The following is a 22,878-nucleotide window of genomic DNA, read 5'->3' as shown; positions in this document are numbered from 1 at the left end:
CGGTTGTGGCGGGCCAATGATAGCAGAGATCGCAACCGCGCAATAACAGGACCGGCCAAATGTCCGACGGAAACGCTCACGCGCAGGGCTGGCGCCCTGCCACCTTCTATCCCGATCCGGCGATCCAGGCGCTGGATCCGCGCTTCGAGAAATACTGGCTCAAGCTCTCGGCCGTGGAGCGGCTGGCGACGGGCCTGCGCTGGGCGGAGGGGCCAGTGTGGTTCGGCGACGGGCGCTATCTGTTGTGCAGCGATATCCCCAACCAGCGCATCCTCAAATGGGAGGAGGAAAGCGGCGCGGTCTCGGTGTTTCGCAAGCCCTCCAATTTCGCCAATGGCAACACCCGGGATCGCCAGGGCCGTCTCGTCACCTGCGAGCACGGTGGCCGCCGCGTCACGCGGACCGAGTATGACGGCTCCATCACCGTGCTGATCGACTCCTTCGACGGCAAGCGGCTGAACTCGCCAAACGACGTCGTCGTCAAATCGGACGACTCGATCTGGTTCACAGATCCGACCTTCGGCCTGCTCGGCAATTACGAGGGCTACAAGGCCGAGTCCGAGATCGACGCCAACGTGTACCGGATCGACGCGGCCACGGGCCGGGCGACCATCGTCGCCGAGGGCGTGCTGGGACCGAACGGGCTGTGCTTCTCGCCCGATGAATCCATCCTCTACATCGTCGAATCCCGCGGCGTACCGAACCGCAAGATCCTCGCCTATGACGTCTCCGCCGATGGCAGCAAGCTCGCCAACAAGCGCGTCCACATCGATGCCGGTCCGGGCACGCCGGACGGCATGCGCTGCGACGTCGACGGCAATCTCTGGTGCGGCTGGGGGATGGGCTCGCCCGAACTCGATGGCGTCATGGTGTTCGCGCCCGACGGCGCCCCGATCGGCCGCATCGCCTTGCCCGAGCGCTGCGCCAACCTCTGCTTTGGCGGCCTCAAGCGCAACCGGCTGTTCATGGCCGCCAGCCAGTCGATCTACGCGCTCTACGTCAACACGCAGGGCGCGCTGGGGGGATAATTGGCCGTCATTGCGAGGAGCGAAGCGACGAAGCAATCCAGACTTCCTTCCCGGCCCCTGGATTGCTTCGCTGCGCTCGCAATGACGGAGACCAATCAAGCCGCGTTGTAGCCCGCGATGGCCTTGACCTCGAGATACTCCTCGAGACCGAACCGGCCCCATTCGCGGCCGTTGCCGGACTGCTTGTAGCCACCGAACGGCGCGGTGCGGTCGTTCGGGACACCCTGCAGGTTGACGTTGCCGGCGCGGATCTTGCGGCCGACCTCGCGGGCCTTCTCGATCGTCGGGGCCGTGACATAGCCGGCAAGACCATAGGGCGTGTCGTTGGCGATACGCACCGCCTCGTTCTCGTCCTTGGCGCCGATGATCACGAGCACTGGTCCAAAGATTTCCTCGCGCGAGATCGTCATCTCAGGCTTGACGTCGGCGAAGATGGTCGGCCGCACATAGAAGCCCTTGTTGACGCCCTCCGGCAGGCCCGGGCCGCCGGCGACGAGGGTCGCGCCCTCCTCGATACCCTTATTGATGAGGGCCTGGATCTTGTCCCACTGGCCGCGATTGACGACCGGGCCGATCGTGGTGCCCTCGCCGCGCGGGTCACCCGCCTTGGTCTTGTCGGCGACGCCCTTCGCGATGGCAGCGACTTCCTTCATGCGCGCGGCCGGCACGATCATGCGCGACGGCGCGTTGCAGGACTGGCCGGAGTTGTTGAACATATGCATGACGCCGCCGGTCACTGCCTTCACCAGGTCGGAGCCCTCCAGGATCACGTTCGGCGACTTGCCGCCGAGTTCCTGGCTGACGCGCTTCACGGTCGGCGCCGCGCGCTTGGCGACGTCGATGCCGGCGCGGGTCGATCCGGTGAACGAGATCATGTCGATGTCCGGATGCTCGCTCATCGCAGCGCCGACCTCCGGCCCGAGGCCGTTGATCAGGTTGAACACGCCCTTCGGCACGCCGGCTTCATGCAGGATCTCGGCGAAGATCAGCGCCGAGGTCGGAGTGAATTCCGACGGCTTCAGGATCATGGTGCAGCCCGCGGCCAGCGCCGGCGCGACCTTGCAGGCGATCTGGTTCAGCGGCCAGTTCCAGGGCGTGATCATGCCGACCACGCCGACCGGCTCGCGCACCACCACGGACGCAGGCAGCGTCTCCTCGAACTCATACTTCTTCAGCACGTCGAGCGTTGACATCAGATGGCCGAGGCCGGCGCCGGCCTGCAGCTTCTCCGCCATCGGCAGCGGCGCGCCCATCTCGTCGGAGACGGCGGCGCCGATCTCCTTCATGCGGCCCTTGTAGATCGTGATGATCTTCTCGAGCAGCGCGACGCGCTCCTCGCGCGAGGTCTGTGAGAAGGTCTCGAAGGCGCGCTTGGCGGCGGCGACGGCCTTGTCGACATCGGCCTTGGAGCCCAGCGCAACCTCGTACATCGCCTCCTCGGTCGCCGGATTGATGACCTGGGTGGACTTCTTGACGACCGGATCGACCCAGGCGCCGTCGATGTAGAATTGCAGGCGATTGACCATCGGAAAACCTCTTCACGTGGAAGCATCTGGAGGGGGCGGCAGCACGCGGCCGGCATCCTGGCACGCGCGATCCGCGGGATGAACCCGCCACATGCGGGGACCGGGGTTGCGTCCCGCGGATATAGGAGCAAGGCCGCGACCGGCGCAAGCCGACCGGCCTGCGTTTCGTCGCCGCTCCATTTTGCATCGCAGCAACCGCGTGTCCCCTTCGCCCCCTCCAGATCGCCATCATTCCGGATGGCAGAATTCCCGCCGTCGAAGATTCATTTCCAAGATGTGAACTGCTTCACATCGCCGTTCGATCGCTCTGGCTAATCTCCTCTTCATAGACATCCCGGCATCTCGAAAGGACGCCGGATAAGATTTCAGAACCGATATTTTCGCCAGTTCTTATTGCGCAGCCTTTCAGTACGTAGACATTTGATCCAAGTTGCGACGCCGTCTCCTTCATCCAGGTGAGGGAGACGGCGTCCCCGTTCTTGGCCCGCCCTCACACTGCCATCTTGCGATGCCGGACCGGCGCGCCAGTGAGGCTCTCGGCCGCATCGATGATCGCGTTGGCGTCCATCCCATTGTGGCGATAGAGGTCGTCGATCGTCCCGGTCTGGCCGAATTTCTCAACCCCCAGCGCCTCGACGCGATGGCCGCGCACCGAGCCGAGCCAGCCGAGCGTCGCCGGATGGCCGTCGATCACGGTGACGATGCCGCAATCGCGCGGCAGCGGCGCCAGCAGTTGTTCGATGTGGCTGAGATGTTGCACACCGCGCCGATGCCGCCGCAGGCTGCGCGCCGCCGTCCATCCGGCATGCAGCCGGTCCGCCGAGGTGATCGCGAGCAGGCCGACGTCGCGGCGGGACTCGCCGATCAGGCCGGTGGCCTCGATCGCCTCCGGCGCGACCGCGCCGGTATAGGCGACGATCACCTCGGCATTCGGTCCCGGCTTGCGCAGCCAATAGGCGCCGGCGGCGATGTCGGATTCCAGCTCCGGCGTCATGATCCGCTGCGGCTGATCGATGGTGCGCGTCGACAGCCGCAGATAGAGCGAGCCGCCCTCGCCTGCCTCGCGCTGCATGTGGGCAAAGCCCCATTTCATGATCGCGGCGAGCTCGTCGACGAAGGCCGGCTCGAACGACGACAGCCCGTCCTGCGCCATGCCGATCAACGGTGTCGCGATCGACTGATGCGCGCCGCCCTCCGGCGCCAAGGTCACGCCCGACGGCGTGGCCGCCACCATGAAACGCGCATCCTGATAGCAGGCGTAGTTCAGCGCATCGAGGCCGCGCTCGATGAAGGGATCGTACAAGGTGACCACCGGCAGCAGCCGCGCGCCGTTGATGGCGTGCGACAGGCCAAGCGCCGAGGCCATGATGAACAGGTTCATCTCGGCGATCCCCAGCTCGATATGCTGGCCCTTCGGCGAGGCCGCCCAATTGAAGGTCGACGGGATCTTCTCGCTGCGGAACAAATCCGCCTTCTCCGCGCGGGCGAACAGGCCACGGCGGTTGACCCAGGCGCCAAGATTGGTCGAGACGGTGACGTCGGGCGACGAGGTCACGATGCGCGAGGCCAGCGCGGTGTCGCTGCGGGCGAGATCGTTGAGGATCAGGCCAAAGCCCTGCTGCGTCGACATCTGCGCCGCCGCGGTGAAGGTCAGCCGCTCCGGCACGTCGAACACCGCATCATCGAGCCGGCGGCCATCGCGATTGAACGGCACCGACGCGAGGAACGACTCCAGCGTCGAAGCATCCTGCGTCAGTCCCTCGAACTTGTCCCACTCATGGCCCGGGCGAATGTTCTGCTGCGCGCGCCACTTCTCCATCTGGGCGACGGTCATCAGGCCGGCGTGATTGTCCTTGTGGCCCTGGAACGGCAGGCCGACGCCCTTGATGGTATAGGCGATGAAGCACACCGGGCGGTCGTGGTCGATGGACTCGAAGGCATCAAGCATGCTGGCCATGTCGTGGCCGCCGAGATTGCTCATCAGCGCCAGCAACTCGTCGTCGGTGCGCTTGTCGAGCAGCCGGGTCACGTCGCCCTGATCGCCGATCTCGTCCTGGATGTGCTTGCGGAAGGCAGCCCCACCCTGGAAGCACAGCGCCGCATAAAGCGCGTTCGGGCAGTTATCGATCCAGCGCCGCAGCGCCTCGCCGCCGGGTTCGGCAAACGCCTCGCGCATCAGCCGGCCGTATTTCACGATCACCACGTCCCAACCGAAATTGCGGAACATGGTTTCGAACTTCTCCCACAGGCCCTCGCGCACGACGGCGTCCAGGCTCTGGCGGTTGTAGTCAACGATCCACCAGGTGTTGCGCAGGCCGTGCTTCCAGCCTTCGGCCAGGGCCTCGAAGATATTGCCCTCGTCCATCTCGGCGTCGCCGACCAGCGCGATCATGCGGCCCTCGCGGCGGCCCTTCATCCAGCCATGCGCGTGTACGTAGTCCTGCACCAGCGAGGAGAACAAAGTCTGCGCGACGCCGAGGCCGACCGAGCCGGTCGAGAAGTCGACATCGTCGACATCCTTGGTGCGCGACGGATAGGATTGCGCGCCCTTGAAGCCGCGGAAATTCTCCAGCTTCTCGCGCGTCTGCCGGCCGAACAGATATTGGATGGCATGGAAGACGGGGCTCGCATGCGGCTTCACCGCGACGCGGTCCTCCGGGCGCAGCACCGAGAAGTACAGCGCCGACATGATGGTCGCGAGCGAGGCGGAGGAGGCCTGGTGGCCGCCGACCTTCAGGCCGTCGGTGTTCGGCCGGATGTGGTTGGCGTGATGGATGGTCCAGGACGACAGCCACAGCGCCTTGCGGGTCAGCGCGTTCAGGATGTCGAGACGGTCTGACGATGCGGATGGCGTGGCCATGGCGCGCTGCTCCCCGGGGCCTTGTTGGATTCGCCGATTTTAATCCTGTCGCACCGGCCATAATTCTCAATTTTTCGCGTGCAGTTGCCGATTGTTGAGATATTTTCCCATTCAGAATCCACTTTGAGCGATTTTATCCCAATGCCCGAGCTCGACGCCATCGACCGCAAGATCCTCGGCCATCTCCAGGCCGACGGCCGCATCACCATGCAGGAGCTCGCCGACAAGGTCGGGCTGTCGGTCTCGCCCTGCCACCGCCGCGTCAAGCTCTTGGAGGAGCGCGGCGTCATCACCCGCTATCTCGCGACCGTCGACCAGAAGGCGCTCGGGCTGCACGTGTCCGTCTTCATCTCCATCAAGCTCGCGCGGCAGAAGGAGGAGGACCTCAAGCGCTTCGAAAAGGCGATCTCGGCCTGGCCCGAGGTGCTGGAATGCTATCTGATGACGGGAAATCGCGACTATTTGCTGCGCGTGGTGGCGGCTGATTTGTCGTCGTATGAGGCGTTCCTGAAGAGCAAGCTGACCCGCCTCGACGGCATCGCCTCGATCGAATCGAGCTTTGCGCTGAGCCAGGTGAAGTACTCCATCGCGCTGCCGGTGTGAGGCAGGCCATCGCCACGACCTCAGCTGTCGTCCCTGCGAACGCAGGGACCCATACTCCGCGGCAGACGTTGCGAAGAACGACTGGTCCAACATCGTGCGCAACAACATCTCCCTGGGGTTATGGGTCCCGGATCTGCGCGTGCTGCGCACGCTTGTCCGGGACGACGGCGGAGAGCCAAGCGAGACTTTCGGCCATCTCTGGCGCTCGGCCATGAGAGACCTCGCATGAGCCCCTCTCCCTGCGCCGTCATTCCGGGGCGCCCGCAGGGCGAGCCCGGAATCCATAACCACGATCGTGCGTATGGATTCCGGGCCCGCGCCGCTGCGCGACGCGTCCCGGAATAACGACCTTTGTTGTGTCATCGGATTTGCCGACCGGGATGGTCACATGCGTTCTCACTCCCGCGGCGCGTTGCGTCCGGGTGATGCCGATATCATCGCCCTTATGACGTGAAGGGCGCAGGGAAGGCCGGGCGCTGGCCGCGCCCGTGGCCCGCCTGCGGAAAAAATGCAGGCGGCAGGTACCACAGGTCTGGCCGAAGACGCCCGGCCCTCCCTGCGCGATGGTTTTGACGGCTGCTTCGCGTTCTCCCCGGTGCGCCGGCTTTTGGCCACCGTGCGCGACGACGCGCTGTCCGCGCGCCGCCGCGGCGACACCAGCATCGGGGTGCCAGGACCGCGCGACTTGACCGTGCGTGCATCATTGTTCGTCGGCGCGAATGATCACGCTGCAACGACACACGCCCATCGCATTCCGCTGCCGACGTCCATGACGACCGCGATACGTCCCCTCCGACGCAACGGAACGGGCTGGACTGTAATGCTGATTATACGAAATCGGCAAGCGATTTATTTTTTGCCTGACGGCTGGACAGGATTTTAGCGCGCGATCTGATTTGCCCGTCGGGTCGTTATGGCAGCGTCGAAATCATCTGCGCACTGCCCTGATCACGCCCGAACTACGTCACAGCCGAGGCCGTCATTGATCCAGATCAAACGATCTGGAAAAACTGCTCCAGCCCCCGATCAAATCCTTGATGTTCCTCGATTTGATCCAGATCAAACGGCCGCAGGCCGACCGCAGCATGGCCCAGGGACGTCCATATTGGCCGTCAAAAAGCGCCACATCTCGCCGTCAGATTCTGCGTCACAGCATGCGCTGCGACACGAAGTCACAGGGATTGCGGGACTAACAACTCCGCGCCTGTGAACGTGACGTCGGCGCGATCGTGAAGACCAACTCGCGTCCTGGAAAGCAATGCAGAACAACAGCGCTCAACGTTCGCCCCGACACGACTACGCTTCGCAACATCGAGATGCCCGGCCGCTCGCGCACGTGGCGGTGAAGGTGGCTCCCGCCAGGTATCAGCCGGCCGCACAGGCCGGCAGCCGCAGCACCGGACGGGCAGAGCGGCGATTCTGGCTGACGATGCAGACGGTCATGCTGGTCGTCGGCGTGCTGCTGGTGAACCTGCTGCTGTTCTTCCCTCCCCTCGGCATCGCCCTGATGTGGAATCTCCTGATTCCGATCGCGCCCGCGCTGGTGACGATCTCGCCCGGCCTGTGGCGCAACATCTGTCCAATGGCGACATTCCATCTGCTGCCGAACAAGATGGGCATCTCGCAGAACATCCGGATGCCGGAATGGGGCGCGGCGACGCTCGCGGTGATCAGCGTGACGCTTCTTTTCATCGTCGTGCCGATGCGACGAATCGGACTCAATGTCGACGGTCCGCTGACGGCGGTCATGCTGCTGTCGGCCGCGGTCATGGCGTTCGCGATGGGCTCTGTGTTCGAAATGCGCTCGGGCTGGTGCACCTCGCTGTGTCCGATCCACCCCGTCGAGCGGCTCTACGGCACCAACCCCGCCCTGACCTTCAAGAATGCCCGCTGCAACATCTGCGAGGCCTGCAGCAATCCGTGTCCCGACTCCACGCCCGAGCTGACGCCGACGGCGGGCGTGCCCACCAAAGTCCAGCAGTTCCTCGGCAACTTCCTGATCGGCAGCTTCCCCGGCTTCGTCTGGGGCTGGTATCAAGTGCCGGACTATCCGCCGCAGCAGGTCGACCAGGCCGCGATCATCACCGCCTATGTGTGGCCGCTGGGCGCCGCGCTCGTCAGCTACGTCGTCTTCAGGGTCGGCGAGCACATCCTGCGCTACAGGCCCGCCGCCCGCACCCGGATGCATCGCATCTTCGCGGCGGCCGCGATCAGCACCTACTACTGGTATCGCCTGCCCGGCCCGGCATCCTTGCTGCCGGACTGGTTTCCGCTGGTCTCGCATCTCATCACGACGCCGTTCTTCTTCTGGTTCCTGGTGCTGCGTTCGCCGAAGGTGAGCTGGCTGAAGCGGCCGGTGATGGCGTCGAACTACTGGTCGAGCCGGTTCGAGAGCACCGCCAACAAGAATCTCATCCGCGTGTCGCCCGGCAAGGCGTGAATCCCCGCGGTCTCATCCCACCATCGTCACAGCGTATCCGATCGAGGAGTGAACCATGTCGAACTTCAGGACCGTCACCGTCAAGGGCCGCCAGTTCCGCGTCCGCGCGGGTGACGTGCTGCTCGATGGCGCGCTCGCCAACGGCGTCGAGATTCCGTTCGACTGTCGCGCCGGCACCTGCGGCACCTGCATGGTTCACGTCTCCAAGGGCCAGACGGTGTGCGGCGAGACGCATACGCAGGGCATGATCTATGCCTGCCAGGCGCGCGTCGTCTCCGATCTCGACGTCGAGCTGGAGGACGTGCCGGAAATCGACACCAGCAAGGCGCGGCTGGTCGGCCTGCGCGAGGTCGCGCCCGACATCATGGAGCTGATGATCGCTCCGGAGAAGAGCATCAGCTATCTGCCCGGGCAGTACTTCAAGTTCACCTTCAACGGCTATCCGGCACGCGCCTACAGCCCAACGGCGTCGTTCGACGGCCGCATCGGCGGCCGCGTCATCCATCTCAACATCAAGCGCGTGCGCGGCGGCCGCGTCACGACGGCGCTCGGCAGCGGCATCCGTCCCGGCCATCGGCTGCGCATCCAGGGGCCGTATGGGCATGCGTTCCTGCGCCCGGGCGGCACCGGCCGTCTCGTCCTCGCCGGCAGCGGCACCGGCTTCGCGCCGATCTGGGCGATCGCCGCGATGGCGCTGCGCGAGTCCCGCAACCGGCCGATGGTGATCATCGCCGGCGCCAAGAAGCTGCCGCAGCTCTACATGACGCCGATCCTGGCGCAATTGGCGCGGCTGCCGAACGTCACGATCATCCCGACGGTCGAGGAAGGTCCGGTCAATCATCCCTCGATCCGCACCGGACGGATCGAGCCGCACATGCCGACGCTGACGGCCTCCGATGTCGTCTATGCCTGCGGCTCGCCGCGCATGGTGACCGCGCTCGCCGGGATGGTCGAGAAGGCCGGCGCGACGTTCTATGCCGACCCGTTCGATTCCGCGCCACCAGAAGCGCCATCCGGCCTGATCGGCCGCATCAAGACGCTCGTGGCGCGACGTCCGCCCGAGCCTGAGCCGGGCCGTGACGGCGGCAGGGGGCGTGACGCGTCGCTCGATCCGTTCGAGCGGGCGCTGTCGCTGGTGCCGAAGGATCCGATCGACGACGATCTGGGCCTGCGCCGGTCGGAGCCACGGCGCAGCACGGCCGCCGAACGCGACCACGCACTCTCGCTGGTGCGCGAGCGCGCGCTGGGCGACGCCTCATCGCTGCAGGAGCGCCCGCGCCGCGCCGCCAGCCAGATGGCCTCGGGGCATGTGTGAGATGACGCAGGAGCCCCCCAGTCTCTCCGTCACTCCGGGGCGCTCGCGAAGCGAGCGAGCCCGGAGTCCATAACCACCAGCCTGCGTGATGGAGCGCGATCGTAACTCAGGCCGTCTGCCTCACGAGCGCTGCGGCGTATGGATTCCGGGCTCGCGCTGTCGCGCGCCCCGGAATGACATCGTGGGTGTGGAGGCTGCGTGCCTCAGATCAGCTTCCGCCGCGCCAGGCTGCGCATCAGCGCACCCACGCCGAACGTCCACGGCTCGCATTCGTCGCTGTTGCGCATGCGGTTGACGAGACGACCGAGTTGAGGCGCCGAGATCGTGACGATGTCGTCGCGCTTGTGGGTGAACCCCTGGCCCGGTGCGTCGCGATCCTTGACGGGCGCGAACATCGTGCCGAGGAACAGCGCGAAGCCGTCGGGATATTGATGCACGGCACCGATGGTCTGGGCGACGAGGTCGGTCGGATCGCGGCTGATCTTGCTGATGGAGGAATGGCCGTCGAGCACGAAGCCGTCGCTGCCGGTCACGTTCAGCGCCACGTCCATTTTGCGGACGTCATCCAGCGTGAAGGTCTTGTCGAACAGGCGCAGCAAGGGGCCGATGGCGCAGGAGGCGTTGTTGTCCTTGGCTTTCGACAGCAGCAGCGCCGAGCGGCCCTCGAAGTCGCGCAGGTTGACGTCATTGCCGAGCATCGCGCCGACGATCCGGCCGCGGCTCGACACCGCCAGCACGACCTCCGGCTCCGGATTGTTCCAGGTCGATTTCGGATGCAGCCCGGCATCCATGCCGGTGCCGACAGATGACAGCGTCGGCGCCTTGGTGAAGACCTCGGCATCGGGGCCGATGCCGACCTCGAGATATTGGCTCCAGGCGTTCTGCTCGATCAGCACCTGCTTGAGGTGCATCGCCTGGTCGGAGCCGGGCTTCAGCTTGGAGAAATCGTCGCCGACCAGGCGCACCACCTCTTTCCGGATCGCCTCGGCCGAGGCCGGATTGCCGCGCGCCCGCTCCTCGATGACGCGCTCCAGCATCGAGATCGCGAAGGTGACGCCGGCCGCCTTCAGGACCTGCAGGTCGACCGGTGCCAGCAGCCATGGCTTGGCCGGATCGCGGCGATCCGGCGGGGTGTTGGCGAGGATGGCGGCGAGGTCGCCGATGCGCTGCCCGCCCATGCCGCGTAGCGCCGTCGCCGGATCATCCTGCTCGCACAGCGCGCTGACGGTGGGGAAAGCCGAGGTGACGTCATAAACACCGTCATCGCGCACCGCGACCACGGCCGGTCCGTCCACGTCGGGGCGCCAGACCCGGCCAACCAGCGTGCCGCTGGTGCCGTCGTCGGGCAGGACGGTCTCGGGCGTCAGGTTGATCATGGCGTCGTGCTCCCTGTTGTTCTTGTTGCTCAGCGCACCCCTAGCATCGGTGCACGCCGGCTCCAAGCCACACGACGTCGCGCGATCACCAACTGTAGCGCACCACGCCCTTGCCGGCGTAGGAGCGGCTGATGGACGAGAATTCGCCTTCGAAGGTGGCGGCCGCCGACCAGCCGTTGCGCCAGGCGATTTCGGCCGAGGCCGTGGTGAGCGCGAGGTCGCGCGACTGCGCGGCGCCGTTGACGACGAAGCTCGTGCCCGGCAGCGCCTGGAAGCCCGCGGTCATGGTGCGATCGGGGTTGAAATTGTGCGCCCAGGCGGCGCGGCCGCGCAGCGACAGCATGCCGTCGGCGAGCGCTAACGACCGGTCGACGCGCGCGCCGAGCTCGGTGCGCGCATCCGTCACGGTCTTGCCGGCATAGCTCAGCGCGAAGGTGCCCGCGCCGGAGAGCACCTGCTCGGCATAGGACGGCAGCACGTAAGCCGTCGCCTGGCCGCCGAGATAGGGCGTGATCCCGCCCCACGGCGTGGCATAGCGGCGGCCGCCCTCGAGGCGGGCCGAATAGGCCGACGCATCGAAGCGGGCGCGGAGCTGGTCGACGCCGGCGACGGTCACGGCGCGGTCGGTGGTCACGTCGTGCCAGCCATAGGCGAGCGCCGCGGAGAGATAGTCCGGACCAATGCGATAGCGGGCGAAGGCGCCGGCCTGGAACAGGTCGGAGCGGCCGCTGCCGCCGCCATTGACGCCGAAGCTGGTGCCGCCGCCCGACAGCGCGAAGCCGGCCAGCCAGCTCGGCGACACGATGTAATCAGCGCCGGCGGCCAAGGCGACCTCGCGGATCGTGGCGTTGTTCGAGCCGAGCGCGGCGTTGCCATCGGCGAACGAGCCGCCGCCGAACGGCGCCGCCCAGGTGCTCCAGCGCTCGTCGAAGCGCTGGGCCGGTATGGCCTTCACCGGCATGCGCGCGAAGGCATCGCGCGGCGCGGCGCCCTGTCCTGCGTCGGCGAACGCCGCTGCCGGACCGGATGCGTTCGCGCTGCGCCCGGCGACAAAGGGATCGGTCATCAGGCCAAGGAAGATCTTCATCGAGTCGAACATCGCCTGCTGCGAGGCGGTGGCGATCTCGCCGGACGCCTGTGTCAGGCCGGCTGGGGTCAACGCGCCGAAAGCGAGCGGGATGCCGCCGGTGCGGTTGAAATAGCCGGTCGTGGTGTCCGTGACGTTCTGCTGGTTGGTGTTGGTCCCGGCCGTGCCGAGCGTCAGGTTCAGATAGACGTTGTTGGCGTCGTAGCTCAGGCTCGAAGAGAAGTTGGCCGGCAGGTTGGTGTTGATCAGCGTGTTGAAGGTGCCGCTGATGCCGCCGGCGGCGTTGACGATCGTGTACTGCTTGTTGACATAGCTGCCAGGGGCGAACGCCGCCTGCACCGTGGCGCCGCCTAGCGTCGCGGTGCCCGTCACATTGACCCGGTCGGCATTGGCCGGCGACACCTCGACCATGTAGCTCGCGGCCGCCGTGAACACGAGGCTGCCCTGCACGGTGAGCAGCCCGATCGAATTGCCCGGCGCGAGCGCGCCGCCATTGACCAGCGTGCTGCCGACGATGCCGTTGCCGCCGAGCCTCCCGCCGGCATTCACGGTGACGCTGCTGCCGGCGATGGCGCCGTTGACGGCGAGGATGCCGCCATCGACCGTGGTCGTGCCGGTGTAGGTGTTGATGCCGGACAATATCAGCTTGCCGCTGCCGACCTTGGTCAGCGAGCCTGGGCCGATGGTGCCGCACCCGCAAGGATCGGTGTCGCCGATCACGCCGGAGACCTCGGTGGAGAGATTGTTGCCGCCGACCACCAGTGTGTTGAAGGCGCCGATGTAGTAGTTGCCGGAGCCCGCCAGCGAGCCGGCGGTGATGCGGCCGTCGCCATTGACACCCATGCTACCGGAGAAATCGACCACGCCGGTGCCATTGGTGACGAACTGGGCGGTGCCGCCGGTCGTATTGTCGAGGAAGCGGGTGCGGCCGCCATCATTGGTGATGATCGTGGCGGAGCCGGCGCTGGCGTGATCGAAGAACAGCGTCGATCCGCCGTCATTGGTGGTGACGGTCGCGTTCGCCGCGGTGGAATGGGCGTTGAACTGGACCTGGCCGTTCATGTTGTTGATGATGGTGGCATTGCCGGCCGACGGGGTGTCGCTGCCGAAGCCGATCCCGAACATCACGTACGAATTGCCGCCATTGGTGATGACCGCATTGGCGGCCGTGGCGGCATTGACGAACGCCAGCAGGCTGAACGTATCGTTCGTGATCGTCGCATTGCCGGCGCTGGTGTTGGCGTTGAACAGCGTGCGGCCCTGATGGTTGGTGATCACGGCGTTCCCCGCCGTGGCCGTGTCGGTGCCGCCGGCGACGCCGAACGCGGTCGTGGCGATCGACTGGTTCACGATCGTCATCGCACCGGCGGAGCTCGCGCCGAGGAAGTTGGTGGTGCCGCCGTCATTGGTGAGCGAGGTGATGCCGGAGGTGTCGGCCCTGACGATGTTGAAGATGCCGAAATTCGAAACGTCGCCGATGATGCGGGCGGTGTGGGTGGCGTCGCCGAGTTGCAGCGTCGCGACGCTGCCGATGAAGGTGCCGCCGGAATAGGAGTTGGTGCCGAGCAGGATGGTGGTGCTGTTGCCGAGCAGCTCGGCGCGCACGCCGGCAACGGTCTCGCCGAGATTGTTGCCGATCGTGATCGTCTGGCCGGAATTGGCGTTGTTGATGAAGCCCCAGCCGGAGCCGGCGACGCCGAAATTCACGTCGGCGCCGCCAATCGAATAGGACTGGGCGTTGCTGAGGAAGATCCAGGAATCCGGATTGATCGGCGCGGTGACCGTGATGGTCGATGCGCCGGTGGCGCCGAACAGCGCCTCCTGGCCGCTCGATGCCGGCGGCGCGCCGGCCGGCGGGCTCTTCCAGTTGGTCGAGAGATTGTAGTCGGAGGTCGCGGTGGACGAGCCGGTGCCGCCCCAGGTGTAGTCGGTCTGGGCCTGCGCCGACGTCGTCAGCCCGAGCCCACAGAGCCCGAGCATGAGTCCCAGCGCGCCCCACACGGCCCGCGCCGTCCGACACACCGCCGTTTCGACCCGCCTCCGCACGCAATCCCCCGATCTTGCTCTGCACCCCGTGATGCAATCCAAGACCTAGCAGGCGCACGGCGCCCGCCGAGATCGACGGCGCTCCTGTTTCTTGTTTGAAATCAGTGCGTTACGCGTTTGATCGTGGGTGTAGCGGACACGCAACGCATCCACCCAAAAAGTCGCTCCCCCGTAATGGCCCGGGGGCGTGCGACCGATGGCTCACGGATTCGGCGAGCTCTCGCCGGCGACCTGGAGCAGTTGCGAGCGGCGGACGCGCTCGCGATGGGCGGTGTAGAGGCCGCTGGAGACGATGAAGGCGGCGCCGACGATGGTCCAGACGTCCGGCACCTCGCCGAACACCAGGAAGCCGAGGATGCTGACCCACAGGAGCTGGGTGTAGGAGAACGGCGCCAGCACCGAGGCGTCGGCATAGCGGAATGCCAGCACCACGATCCACTGCCCCATGGTCGAGGCGACGCCGACCAGCACGCCGAAGCCGATGTCCTGCCAGGACGGCGTGGTCCATACGAACGGCACGATTGCCGTGAGCACGCAGACGCCGGCAATCGAGGAATAGGTCATGATGGTGATGGCGTGCTCGCGGCCGCTCATCATCCGCGTCATGATCAGCGTGCAGGCCCAGGCGAACGCCGAGACGATCGGGAACAGCGCGGCAAGATGGAACGCGCCGGTGCCGGGGCGGAGGATGATCAGCACGCCGCACAGCCCGACCGCGGTTGCGACCCAGCGGCGCAGGCCGACCTTCTCGCTGAGGAAGATGATTGACAGCGCGGTGACGAACAGCGGCGCGACGAAGCCGGTCGCGGAGGCCTCGGCGATCGGCAGATAGCGTAAACCGGTGATGAACATCAGCGACGAGCCGAGCAGCGCAACGCCGCGCAGCAGCTGGAACTTGAGCTGCTCGGTGCGCATCGCGAACAGCGGCGAGCCCGGGATCATCGCCGGCACCATGATCGCTGCGAATACCACGAAGCGGATCCAGGTGATCTCGATCGAGGGCAGCGTCTTCGACAGATACTTCGCGGTGACGTCCGAGGTGCCGAGGAACACGGTCGACAGTAGGATCAGCGCGATGCCGCGGAACGGCCGGTCGGCGCGCGCGGGCGCGCGCTTGCGCGTGGCCTGCGGCTTCTCCTGCACGGATGTCGGCACGTCGTCGAGGCGCGCGGCGGCGGCCGCACTCGGTGGCGGGGTCACGGTCGAACTCGGAAGTTTGGAAACAGGACGATTCGGTGAGTGGCGACAAGACGCCAATCGCGACGCCGCGACAACCCATCGAAGCGGGCAGCACTTATGCGTTGCTACGCGCCGGGATAGCAAACATCCGTAATTTTCCGTGATGCTGCATTACAGCATGGGCAGCCCACGCGGCTTCGGCCCGCGCGGAAAGGCGCGATCGATTGCGGCGATCTCGGCCGCGGTGAGCTCGATGTCGCCGGCCGCCGCATTCTGCTCGGCATGCCCGGGCCGCGACGCCTTGGGGATCGCGAACAGCGACGACGCCCGCGTCAGGAAGGCCAGCGCGACCTGGCGCGGCGTTGCACCATGCTGCTCCGCGATCCGCTGCAGCACTTCGCCGCCGGCGCCGCGGCGCTCCGGAAAGTCGTCATGGCCGAACGGCGAGTAGGCGACCACGGCAACACCATGCTGGCCGCACCACGGAATGACGGCATGCTCGATGGCGCGCTCCTGCAGATGATAGAGCACCTGGTTGCAGGCGATCTTGCCCTCACCTGCGACCTCCAGCAATTCGTCGAGATCGTCGACGTCGAAGTTGCTGACGCCCCAGGACGCGATCTTGCCGGCCGCCTTGAGCTCCTCGAACGCCGCCACCGTCTCCGCGAGTGGATAGGAGCCCGGCCAGTGCAGGAGATAGCAGTCGAGCCGGTCGGTCTTCAGCCGCTTCAGCGAGCGCTCGCAGGCGGTGACGGTGCCCTTGCGCGAGGCGTTGCTCGGCAGCACCTTCGACACCAGGAACACCTCGTCGCGTCGGCCGGCGATGGCCTCGGCGATGACGAGCTCGGCATCGCCATACATCTCGGCGGTGTCGATGTGGCTCATGCCGAGATCCAGGCCGCGCCGCAGGGTGGCGATGGCGCGGCTGCGATCGGCGTGGTCGAGATACCAGGTGCCCTGCCCGATGACGGAGACGCCGCCGCCGCCGGTTCCGAATGTCTTGTGCTTCATGCGGGCGAGCATAGAGAATGAGGCACGCGGCGTCGATTGGGTGCCCTCCCTGCTCAAGGCATCTGACACGCCTCCACACCCACGTCATTCCGGGGCGACGCGTCAGCGTCGAACCCGGAATCCCGAGCTTGTCTTGCGCTGTTTCATTTCCACCATGTCGAGATTCCGGGTTCGAGGCCGTTGGCCTCGCCCCGGAATGACAGTGTTCTCGGCTAGCTCGCCGCCGCGATGGGCGGGGCGTCCGTGGCCGTCTGCGCGATCAGCCGCTTCATCTCCGGAATGCACGAGCCGCAATTGGTGCCGGCCTTGAGCTGCGCGCCGATGGCGGCGGGCGTGCGCGCACCTGCCGTGATCGCATCGCAGATGGTGTCGCGGCCGACGCCGAAGCAGGCGCAGACGATCGGGCCGCCGCCGACGCCGTCGGGCGCGCGGCCGGACAGCAGCGTGCGACGCTGGTCGTCGTCGAGGCGGTCGGCGGCGAACATCGTCTTCACGACGTTCCAGTCGCCAGCATCATGGCCGGGGCCGACGAACAAACAGGTTTCGATGCGATCGTCGGCGAACGACGCGGCGCGATAGACGCCGCCGCCGACATCCATGTAGTCCGTGACATCGTCGGTGGCGCGCGCCTTGAACCAGGCCGGCCAGCGCGACAGATCGCCGTTGTCGGCGAACAGATAGCCGAAGCCGCCCTGCACCGTCGCGCGCGCCCACCACAGGTTGGACGGCAGCGTGAGCTCGTTGCGCGACAGGATGAAGCCGCGGAATACGTACTCATAAGAACTGATCGCAGCCGGGGTCGCCTTGGCCTCGGGCTGGCCGGAGAACGGATCGGTGTAGGAGGCGACCAGCGCGCCGACGCGGCCATGCGATGAGTTGGTGGCGCTCCAATGGATCGGCGCGAACAGCATGCCGCGCTGCTGGCGCTCGCTGACGACGACCTTGAGGATGCACTGGCCGTGCTCGGTCGTGACCTTGGCGAAACCGTCATGCATCAGGCCATAGCGCAGCGCGTCATCCGGGTGCACCTCGACGAACGGCTCCGGCAGATGCGCTGATAGCCGCGGGCTCAGGCCCGTGCGCGTCATCGTGTGCCACTGGTCGCGGATGCGGCCGGTGTTCAGGCGCAGCGGGCGGGCGGCGGTGGTCTCGCCGCGCAGCGCCGGCACCTCCGGCGCGACGAAGCGCGCTTTGCGATCGTTGGTGAAGAAGGCGCCTTCGGCGAAAAAGCGCGGCTCGGGCGGCTTGCCCGCGCGCGCCGGCCATTGCACCGGCGCCATCGCGTCGTATTCGTCGTCGGTGAGCGTCGCCAGCGCGCCGATGTCGAAGTCGCGCGTGCCGTCGTTCTCGAACGCCGACAACGCCGCGTGCTCGCGGAACACGTCCGCCGCAGAGTTGTAATTGAAGGCGCCCGCGTGGCCGAGCCGTTTGCCGACCTCGCTCAGGATCCACCAGTCCGGCATGGCCTCGCCGGCCGGCGCAAGGAAGGCGCGCTGGCGCGAGATGCGGCGCTCGGAGTTGGTGACCGTGCCCGATTTCTCGCCCCAGGCCTGCGCCGGCAGCAGCACGTGGACGCCAGCATCGACGGTGTCGTTGGAGCGGACGTTCTCGGACACGACGAGCAGCTCGAGCTTCTTGAGCGCGGCGCGGACCAGATCGGCGTCCGGCAGCGACACCGCGGGGTTGGTGCCGATCACCCACAGCGCCTTGATCTCGCCGCGCGCGATCGCCTCGAACATCTGCACCGCCTTGAGACCCTCATGGGTGGCGATGTCCTTGGCCTTCCAGAAGCGGCGGACGCGGTCGATGTCCGGCGGCGTGAAGCCCATGTGGGCCGCGAGCTGGTTGGCGAGCCCGCCGACCTCGCGGCCGCCCATCGCATTGGGTTGGCCGGTCAGCGAGAACGGCCCCATGCCCGGCTTGCCGATGCGCGCGGTCGCAAGATGGCAGTTGAGGATCGCGTTGACCTTGTCGGTGCCCTGCGCCGACTGGTTGACGCCCTGCGAATAGAGGGTGACGACCTTGGGAGTATCGCGGAACAGCTTGAAGAAGGCGGCGACGTCGACCTCGGACAGGCCGGTGGCGAGCGCGGTCGCCGCGGCGCTGCCGGCGAGGCTCCGGGCGCGGGCCAGGGTCTCGTCGAAGCCGCCGGTGTGAGCGTTGATGTAGTCGTGATCGAGCGCACCGCTGTCGGCGAGATGCACCAGCAGGCCGGCGAACAGCGCCGCATCCGCGCCGGGCTTCAATCCCAGGAACAGATCGGCTTCGCTCGACGTGTCGGTGCGACGCGGATCGATGACCACGAACCTGGCGCCGCGCGCCTGCTTGTTGGCCAGCATGCGCTGGTACAGCACCGGGTGGCACCAGGCGGCGTTGCTGCCGACGAAGACCAGCAGATCGGCCTGATCGAGATCCTCATAGGTGCCGGGCACGGTGTCGGCGCCGAAGGCACGGCGGTGGCCGGCGACCGACGAGGCCATGCACAGCCGCGAATTGGTGTCGACATTGGCCGAGCCGAGAAAGCCCTTCATCAGCTTGTTGGCGACGTAGTAGTCCTCGGTCAGCATCTGGCCGGAAAGATAGAACGCCACAGCGTCTTCGCCGTCGCGGGCGACGATGTGCTTCAGCCGGGTCGCGACGTGATCGAGCGCATCGCTCCAGGCCACCCGCTGCATGCCGCCCTTGCAGCGGATCATCGGGTACAGCAGGCGGCTCTCCAGCCCGAGCGTCTCGCCGAGCGCCGAGCCCTTGGAGCAGAGCCGGCCGAGATTGGCCGGATGCGAAGGATCCCCGGAGATCGCCGCGCCGCCGCGACCGTCGGGCGTGGCGAGCACGCCGCAACCGACGCCACAATAGGGACAGGCGGTGCGCACCATCGGCAGCTTCGGATCGAGCGTCGTCATCGTCGTGCGTGGCCCCTTCTCACGCTGCCTGCGGCCGCGCCCCCGCGCGGCCGAACATCATCGCTGTCCGGATCGCTGCGACCGGTTCGCGGCTCCGGATCAGGTCGCGATACCACAACGCGTCCTGAGTCTCACCGATCAGCACGGCGCCGGTGAGGCGTCCCTCGGCGATGACGAGCTTCTTGTAGATGCCGCGCCTGGCGTCGTTGAGCACGATCGCCTCGCTACCCTCGGCGCCCATGAAGTCGCCGGCCGAGAACACCGACACACCCGACACCTTCAGATTGGTCGAGACGACGCTGCCGCCATAGGCCGCCTGGCGGCCGGCGAGATGCCGCGCCAGCACCCGCGCCTGCTCATAAGCAGGTTCGACCAGCCCATAGCAGGTGCCACGGTGCTCGGCGCATTCGCCGAGCGCGAAAATGCCGGGCGCCGAGGTCTGCATCGCGTCGTCGACGACGATGCCGCGATTGACCGCGAGCCCCGCCTCCTTCGCCAGTGTCACATTCGGCCGGATGCCGGCCGCGAAGACCACGGCGTCGGTGGCAAGGCGCCGCCCATCGGCCAGCTCGACTCCTTCGACGCGACCATCGCCATGGATGGCCGCGGTGCTGGCATTGAGCAGAACCTCGATGCCCTTGCGCGCCACCAGCGACTTGAGCAACGCGGCGGCCGGCGCATCGAGCTGCCGCTCCATCAGCCGGTCCATCAGATGCAACAGCGTCACCCTGGCGCCGGCACGCGCCAGGCCATAGGCCGCTTCCAGCCCGAGCAGCCCGCCGCCGACGACCACCACGCACCCCTTCTTCGCCGCCAGCGCCAGAAGCACGTCCGTGTCCCGGCTGTCGCGGAATGTGTGCACACCCGGCAGATCGGCGCCCGGCACCGGCAGCCGCAGCGGCAGCGAGCCGGTGGCGAGGACCAGGCGCGAGAACGCCACGTTCTCGTCGTTCTCGATCCGCAGTTCGCGACGGCCGACATCGATGGCGGTGACGCGCGCACCGTATTTCAACGTTACCCCGCGCTCGCGCCACCAGGCCGCCGGCTTGAGCTCGATCTCGTGGGACGCGGCCTCGCCGGCCAGCACCGACGACAGCAGCACGCGGTTGTAGGCGAGCCGCGGCTCCTCGCCGATGACGGCGATCGCGTAGCGGCCGAGCGCAGTCTGCGACAATTCCTCGACCAGCTTTGCGGCAGCCATGCCGTTGCCGACGATGACGAGCGGTTCACTCAAAGCGCCTACTCCGCCGCCTGCGCCTTGCCATGGGCTTCCGCGATCATGTAGCCGGACAGCGTGCCGTAGGCCGCGGTCCAGGCATCGGCGACATCGGGCGTCCAGCCGTCGCCAAGTCCCTTCTCGAGGGTCCACAGCAGCGCGGCGCCGACCACCGGATAGTGCTCCGGCTTGGCGCCGTAATCGACGTGGCGCTTGGCGAGCGCGCTTGCCGCCGGCAGGATCGCGGGCAGATTCGTCAATCCATTGACGACGACCGCCAAGGTCGCCATCAGCTTCTTGCGCTGCTCGGTGAGATCGTCGGGAAACATCGCGCGCACCTGCGGCGCGACCTCGAACAGCCGATCGTAGAAGATGGTCGCGGCCTGATCGGAGATCGGCGCGACCCTGGCAAAGCTATTCTGAACCAATGCGATCTGAGACGGCGTCATGGGAAATCCTTATGATGGAAACGAGAACCCGTTAGTTGCCCGACGCGGAGAGCGGTTCGATGCGCTCTCCGCTTTCCAATCGTCACGCCGCCTCGACGTAGCGATGCCGCTCATACAGGAACTCCAGCACGCGCTGGCGACACTTGACGTAGGTGGCGTTGGTCGCCAGCTCGAGCCGCTTGCGCGGCCGCGGCAGGGCGACCTCGAGCACCTCGCCGATATGCGCGCTCGGGCCGTTGGTCATCATCACGATGCGGTCGGACAGCAGCACCGCCTCGTCGACATCGTGCGTGATCATCAGGATGGTATTGCCGAGCTTCTGGTGCAGCGCCATCACCGAGTCCTGCAGATGCGCCCGCGTCAGCGCGTCGAGCGCGCCGAACGGCTCGTCGAGCAGCAGCACTTTCGGCTCCATGGCGAGCGCACGGGCAATGCCGACGCGCTGCTTCATGCCGCCGGAGACCTCGTTGGGCCGCTTGTCCTTGGCATGGGCCATCTGCACCAGGTTCAGATTGTGCATGGTCCAGGCGTCGCGCTCGGCGCGGGTCTTGGTCTTGGCGAACACCTTGTCGACGCCGAGCCGCACGTTCTCGTAGACCGTCAGCCAGGGCAGCAGGCTGTGGTTCTGGAACACCACGGCGCGGTCGGGTCCCGGCGAATTGACTTCGCGCTCCTCCAGCAGCACGCCGCCGGTCGTGGCCGTGGTGAGCCCCGCCACGATGTTGAGCATCGTCGACTTGCCGCAGCCGGAATGGCCGATGATCGAGACGTATTCGCCCTTGTTGATCGAGAGGTTGATGTCCTTCAGCACTTCGGTGGTGGCGGTGCCGCGGGTGAAGGTCTTGTCGACGTGGTCGAGCTTCAGATAGGCCATGATCTCTACCTCTCAATTCGTCGCGGTGCCGCGGGTGACGATCTTGCCGACGACCGCAATCAGGCGGTCGAGCACGAAGCCGATGATGCCGACATAGAACAGCGCCAGGATGATCTCGCTGATATGCGAGGAATTCCACGCGTCCCAGATGAAGAAACCGATGCCGACGCCGCCGATCAGCATCTCGGCCGCGACGATCGCGAGCCACGACAGGCCGATGCCGATGCGCAGGCCGGTGAAGATGTAGGGCGCGGCCGCCGGAATCATGATCTTGGCGAAGAACTCCAGCGGATTGAGCTGCACCACCGCGGCGACGTTGCGATAGTCCTGCGGAATGTTGCGGATGCCGACCGCGGTGTTGATGATGATCGGCCATACCGAGGTGATGAAGATGACGAAGATCGCCGACGGCTGGCCGTCGCGGAACGCCGCCAGCGACAGCGGCAGCCAGGCGAGCGGCGGGATCGTGCGCAGCACCTGGAAGATCGGATCGAGGCCGCGCATGGCCCACACCGACTGGCCGATCAGCGTGCCGACACCGACGCCGACGACGGCAGCAATCGCGTAGCCGAAGGCGACGCGGCGCAGGCTGGCCTCGAGATGCCAGAACAGTCCCTTGTCGATGCCGCCATGATCGAAGAACGGATCGAAGATCAGCTCGCGGGTATCGCTGAACACCCGGGAGGGCGGCGGCAGCGCCGAGCCGGCCCGGCGGCAGACCAGCTCCCAAATCAGCAGGAACAGCGCCAGCACGATCAACGGCGGCACCACGCGCACCGCGGCCTCGCGGGCCATCTTTCCATAGCGTTCGGCTTTCGGCGCCTGCTTGGGCGTCATGGTCACGATGGACGCCGAGGTGGACGCCGCCGCGGTCGGCACGACCTGGGGAGCGCTATCGTTGGTCAACGCTGGCATGGACATCGGAAATCTTTCTCCGTGCAATGAGAGAGGCCGCGCGCCTTGCG

At 66.6% G+C, this 22,878-nt stretch carries 16 protein-coding genes; 5 read left to right on the top strand and 11 right to left on the bottom strand.

Annotation, left to right across the window (positions count from 1 at the left end; all coding sequences use genetic code 11):
* Positions 1 to 59: 59 nt before the first annotated feature.
* The gene (locus ACQR1E_RS31215) at positions 60 to 1,028 is read left to right on the top strand and encodes an SMP-30/gluconolactonase/LRE family protein (RefSeq protein WP_315715742.1); all 969 of its coding nucleotides are present in this window, start codon (positions 60 to 62) and stop codon (positions 1,026 to 1,028) included.
* 95 nt (positions 1,029 to 1,123) lie between these two features.
* Here the strand turns inward: ACQR1E_RS31215 and ACQR1E_RS31210 are convergent, their stop codons facing one another.
* Both ACQR1E_RS31210 and ACQR1E_RS31205 read right to left on the bottom strand, forming a co-directional pair.
* Positions 1,124 to 2,554, bottom strand: a complete 1,431-nt coding sequence (locus ACQR1E_RS31210; RefSeq protein WP_315754729.1) for an aldehyde dehydrogenase family protein — start codon at positions 2,552 to 2,554, stop codon at positions 1,124 to 1,126.
* Positions 2,555 to 3,044: 490 nt separating this feature from the next.
* Positions 3,045 to 5,414, bottom strand: coding sequence for a transketolase (locus ACQR1E_RS31205; protein ID WP_315715740.1), 2,370 nt, complete (start codon positions 5,412 to 5,414; stop codon positions 3,045 to 3,047).
* 141 nt (positions 5,415 to 5,555) lie between these two features.
* On the opposite strand from ACQR1E_RS31205, the gene ACQR1E_RS31200 reads away from it, so the two are divergent.
* From ACQR1E_RS31200 to ACQR1E_RS31185, 4 genes are all read left to right on the top strand, one after another.
* Entirely contained in the window at positions 5,556 to 6,017 is a 462-nt protein-coding gene (locus tag ACQR1E_RS31200; protein ID WP_315715739.1) for an Lrp/AsnC family transcriptional regulator, read from the top strand.
* Between the two features lie 508 nt (positions 6,018 to 6,525).
* The gene (locus tag ACQR1E_RS31195) at positions 6,526 to 6,900 is read left to right on the top strand and encodes a hypothetical protein (RefSeq protein WP_315715738.1); all 375 of its coding nucleotides are present in this window, start codon (positions 6,526 to 6,528) and stop codon (positions 6,898 to 6,900) included.
* 453 nt (positions 6,901 to 7,353) lie between these two features.
* Positions 7,354 to 8,457, top strand: a complete 1,104-nt coding sequence (locus tag ACQR1E_RS31190; protein ID WP_315715737.1) for a ferredoxin — start codon at positions 7,354 to 7,356, stop codon at positions 8,455 to 8,457.
* Between the two features lie 55 nt (positions 8,458 to 8,512).
* Positions 8,513 to 9,772, top strand: a complete 1,260-nt coding sequence (locus ACQR1E_RS31185) for a 2Fe-2S iron-sulfur cluster-binding protein (protein WP_315826404.1) — start codon at positions 8,513 to 8,515, stop codon at positions 9,770 to 9,772.
* Between the two features lie 203 nt (positions 9,773 to 9,975).
* Here ACQR1E_RS31185 and ACQR1E_RS31180 read toward each other — a convergent pair whose 3' ends face one another.
* The 9 genes from ACQR1E_RS31180 to ntrB form a co-directional block, all read right to left on the bottom strand.
* Positions 9,976 to 11,148 carry a fumarylacetoacetate hydrolase family protein gene (locus ACQR1E_RS31180; RefSeq protein ID WP_315715735.1) on the bottom strand — a complete coding sequence of 391 codons (1,173 nt, stop codon included), beginning with the start codon at positions 11,146 to 11,148 and terminating at the stop codon, positions 9,976 to 9,978.
* Positions 11,149 to 11,233: 85 nt separating this feature from the next.
* Positions 11,234 to 14,215 carry an autotransporter outer membrane beta-barrel domain-containing protein gene (locus ACQR1E_RS31175; protein WP_434897974.1) on the bottom strand — a complete coding sequence of 994 codons (2,982 nt, stop codon included), beginning with the start codon at positions 14,213 to 14,215 and terminating at the stop codon, positions 11,234 to 11,236.
* A 267-nt stretch (positions 14,216 to 14,482) separates the two neighbouring features.
* Positions 14,483 to 15,436: a DMT family transporter gene (locus ACQR1E_RS31170; protein ID WP_315715821.1), complete on the bottom strand. Its 954-nt coding sequence runs from the start codon at positions 15,434 to 15,436 to the stop codon at positions 14,483 to 14,485.
* Between the two features lie 195 nt (positions 15,437 to 15,631).
* Entirely contained in the window at positions 15,632 to 16,471 is an 840-nt protein-coding gene (locus ACQR1E_RS31165) for an aldo/keto reductase (protein ID WP_315754168.1), read from the bottom strand.
* Between the two features lie 212 nt (positions 16,472 to 16,683).
* The gene (locus ACQR1E_RS31160; protein WP_434897973.1) at positions 16,684 to 19,374 is read right to left on the bottom strand and encodes a nitrate reductase; all 2,691 of its coding nucleotides are present in this window, start codon (positions 19,372 to 19,374) and stop codon (positions 16,684 to 16,686) included.
* Between the two features lie 19 nt (positions 19,375 to 19,393).
* Positions 19,394 to 20,608 (bottom strand): NAD(P)/FAD-dependent oxidoreductase, encoded by a 1,215-nt coding sequence (locus ACQR1E_RS31155; RefSeq protein ID WP_409977925.1) that lies wholly within the window; start codon positions 20,606 to 20,608, stop codon positions 19,394 to 19,396.
* A 5-nt stretch (positions 20,609 to 20,613) separates the two neighbouring features.
* Positions 20,614 to 21,039 (bottom strand): globin family protein, encoded by a 426-nt coding sequence (locus tag ACQR1E_RS31150; protein ID WP_315715731.1) that lies wholly within the window; start codon positions 21,037 to 21,039, stop codon positions 20,614 to 20,616.
* A gap of 82 nt (positions 21,040 to 21,121) precedes the next feature.
* Complete coding sequence (locus ACQR1E_RS31145) at positions 21,122 to 21,916, bottom strand: ABC transporter ATP-binding protein (protein ID WP_315715819.1); 795 nt, start codon at positions 21,914 to 21,916, stop codon at positions 21,122 to 21,124.
* A gap of 9 nt (positions 21,917 to 21,925) precedes the next feature.
* A complete protein-coding gene (gene ntrB, locus ACQR1E_RS31140; RefSeq protein WP_315715730.1) occupies positions 21,926 to 22,834 on the bottom strand; it encodes a nitrate ABC transporter permease in 909 nt (302 codons plus the stop codon).
* Positions 22,835 to 22,878 lie beyond the last annotated feature (44 nt).

Source organism: Bradyrhizobium sp. HKCCYLRH1030, from assembly GCF_051168395.1.
GTDB lineage: Bacteria > Pseudomonadota > Alphaproteobacteria > Rhizobiales > Xanthobacteraceae > Bradyrhizobium.
The sequence above is the reverse complement of the archived record's forward strand: the minus strand, read 5'-3'. Positions and strand labels throughout refer to the sequence as shown.

What these genes read in the sequence shown, in the direction of transcription:
- ACQR1E_RS31210 (WP_315754729.1), bottom strand. Translation starts at nt 2,554, where the DNA reads ATGGTCAATCGCCTGCAATTCTACATCGACGGCGCCTGGGTCGATCCG.
- ACQR1E_RS31165 (WP_315754168.1), bottom strand. Translation starts at nt 16,471, where the DNA reads ATGAAGCACAAGACATTCGGAACCGGCGGCGGCGGCGTCTCCGTCATC.
- ACQR1E_RS31160 (WP_434897973.1), bottom strand. Translation starts at nt 19,374, where the DNA reads ATGACGACGCTCGATCCGAAGCTGCCGATGGTGCGCACCGCCTGTCCC.
- ACQR1E_RS31200 (WP_315715739.1), top strand. Translation starts at nt 5,556, where the DNA reads ATGCCCGAGCTCGACGCCATCGACCGCAAGATCCTCGGCCATCTCCAG.
- ACQR1E_RS31150 (WP_315715731.1), bottom strand. Translation starts at nt 21,039, where the DNA reads ATGACGCCGTCTCAGATCGCATTGGTTCAGAATAGCTTTGCCAGGGTC.
- ACQR1E_RS31215 (WP_315715742.1), top strand. Translation starts at nt 60, where the DNA reads ATGTCCGACGGAAACGCTCACGCGCAGGGCTGGCGCCCTGCCACCTTC.
- ACQR1E_RS31175 (WP_434897974.1), bottom strand. Translation starts at nt 14,215, where the DNA reads ATGCTCGGGCTCTGTGGGCTCGGGCTGACGACGTCGGCGCAGGCCCAG.
- ACQR1E_RS31205 (WP_315715740.1), bottom strand. Translation starts at nt 5,414, where the DNA reads ATGGCCACGCCATCCGCATCGTCAGACCGTCTCGACATCCTGAACGCG.
- ntrB (WP_315715730.1), bottom strand. Translation starts at nt 22,834, where the DNA reads ATGTCCATGCCAGCGTTGACCAACGATAGCGCTCCCCAGGTCGTGCCG.
- ACQR1E_RS31180 (WP_315715735.1), bottom strand. Translation starts at nt 11,148, where the DNA reads ATGATCAACCTGACGCCCGAGACCGTCCTGCCCGACGACGGCACCAGC.
- ACQR1E_RS31185 (WP_315826404.1), top strand. Translation starts at nt 8,513, where the DNA reads ATGTCGAACTTCAGGACCGTCACCGTCAAGGGCCGCCAGTTCCGCGTC.
- ACQR1E_RS31195 (WP_315715738.1), top strand. Translation starts at nt 6,526, where the DNA reads ATGCAGGCGGCAGGTACCACAGGTCTGGCCGAAGACGCCCGGCCCTCC.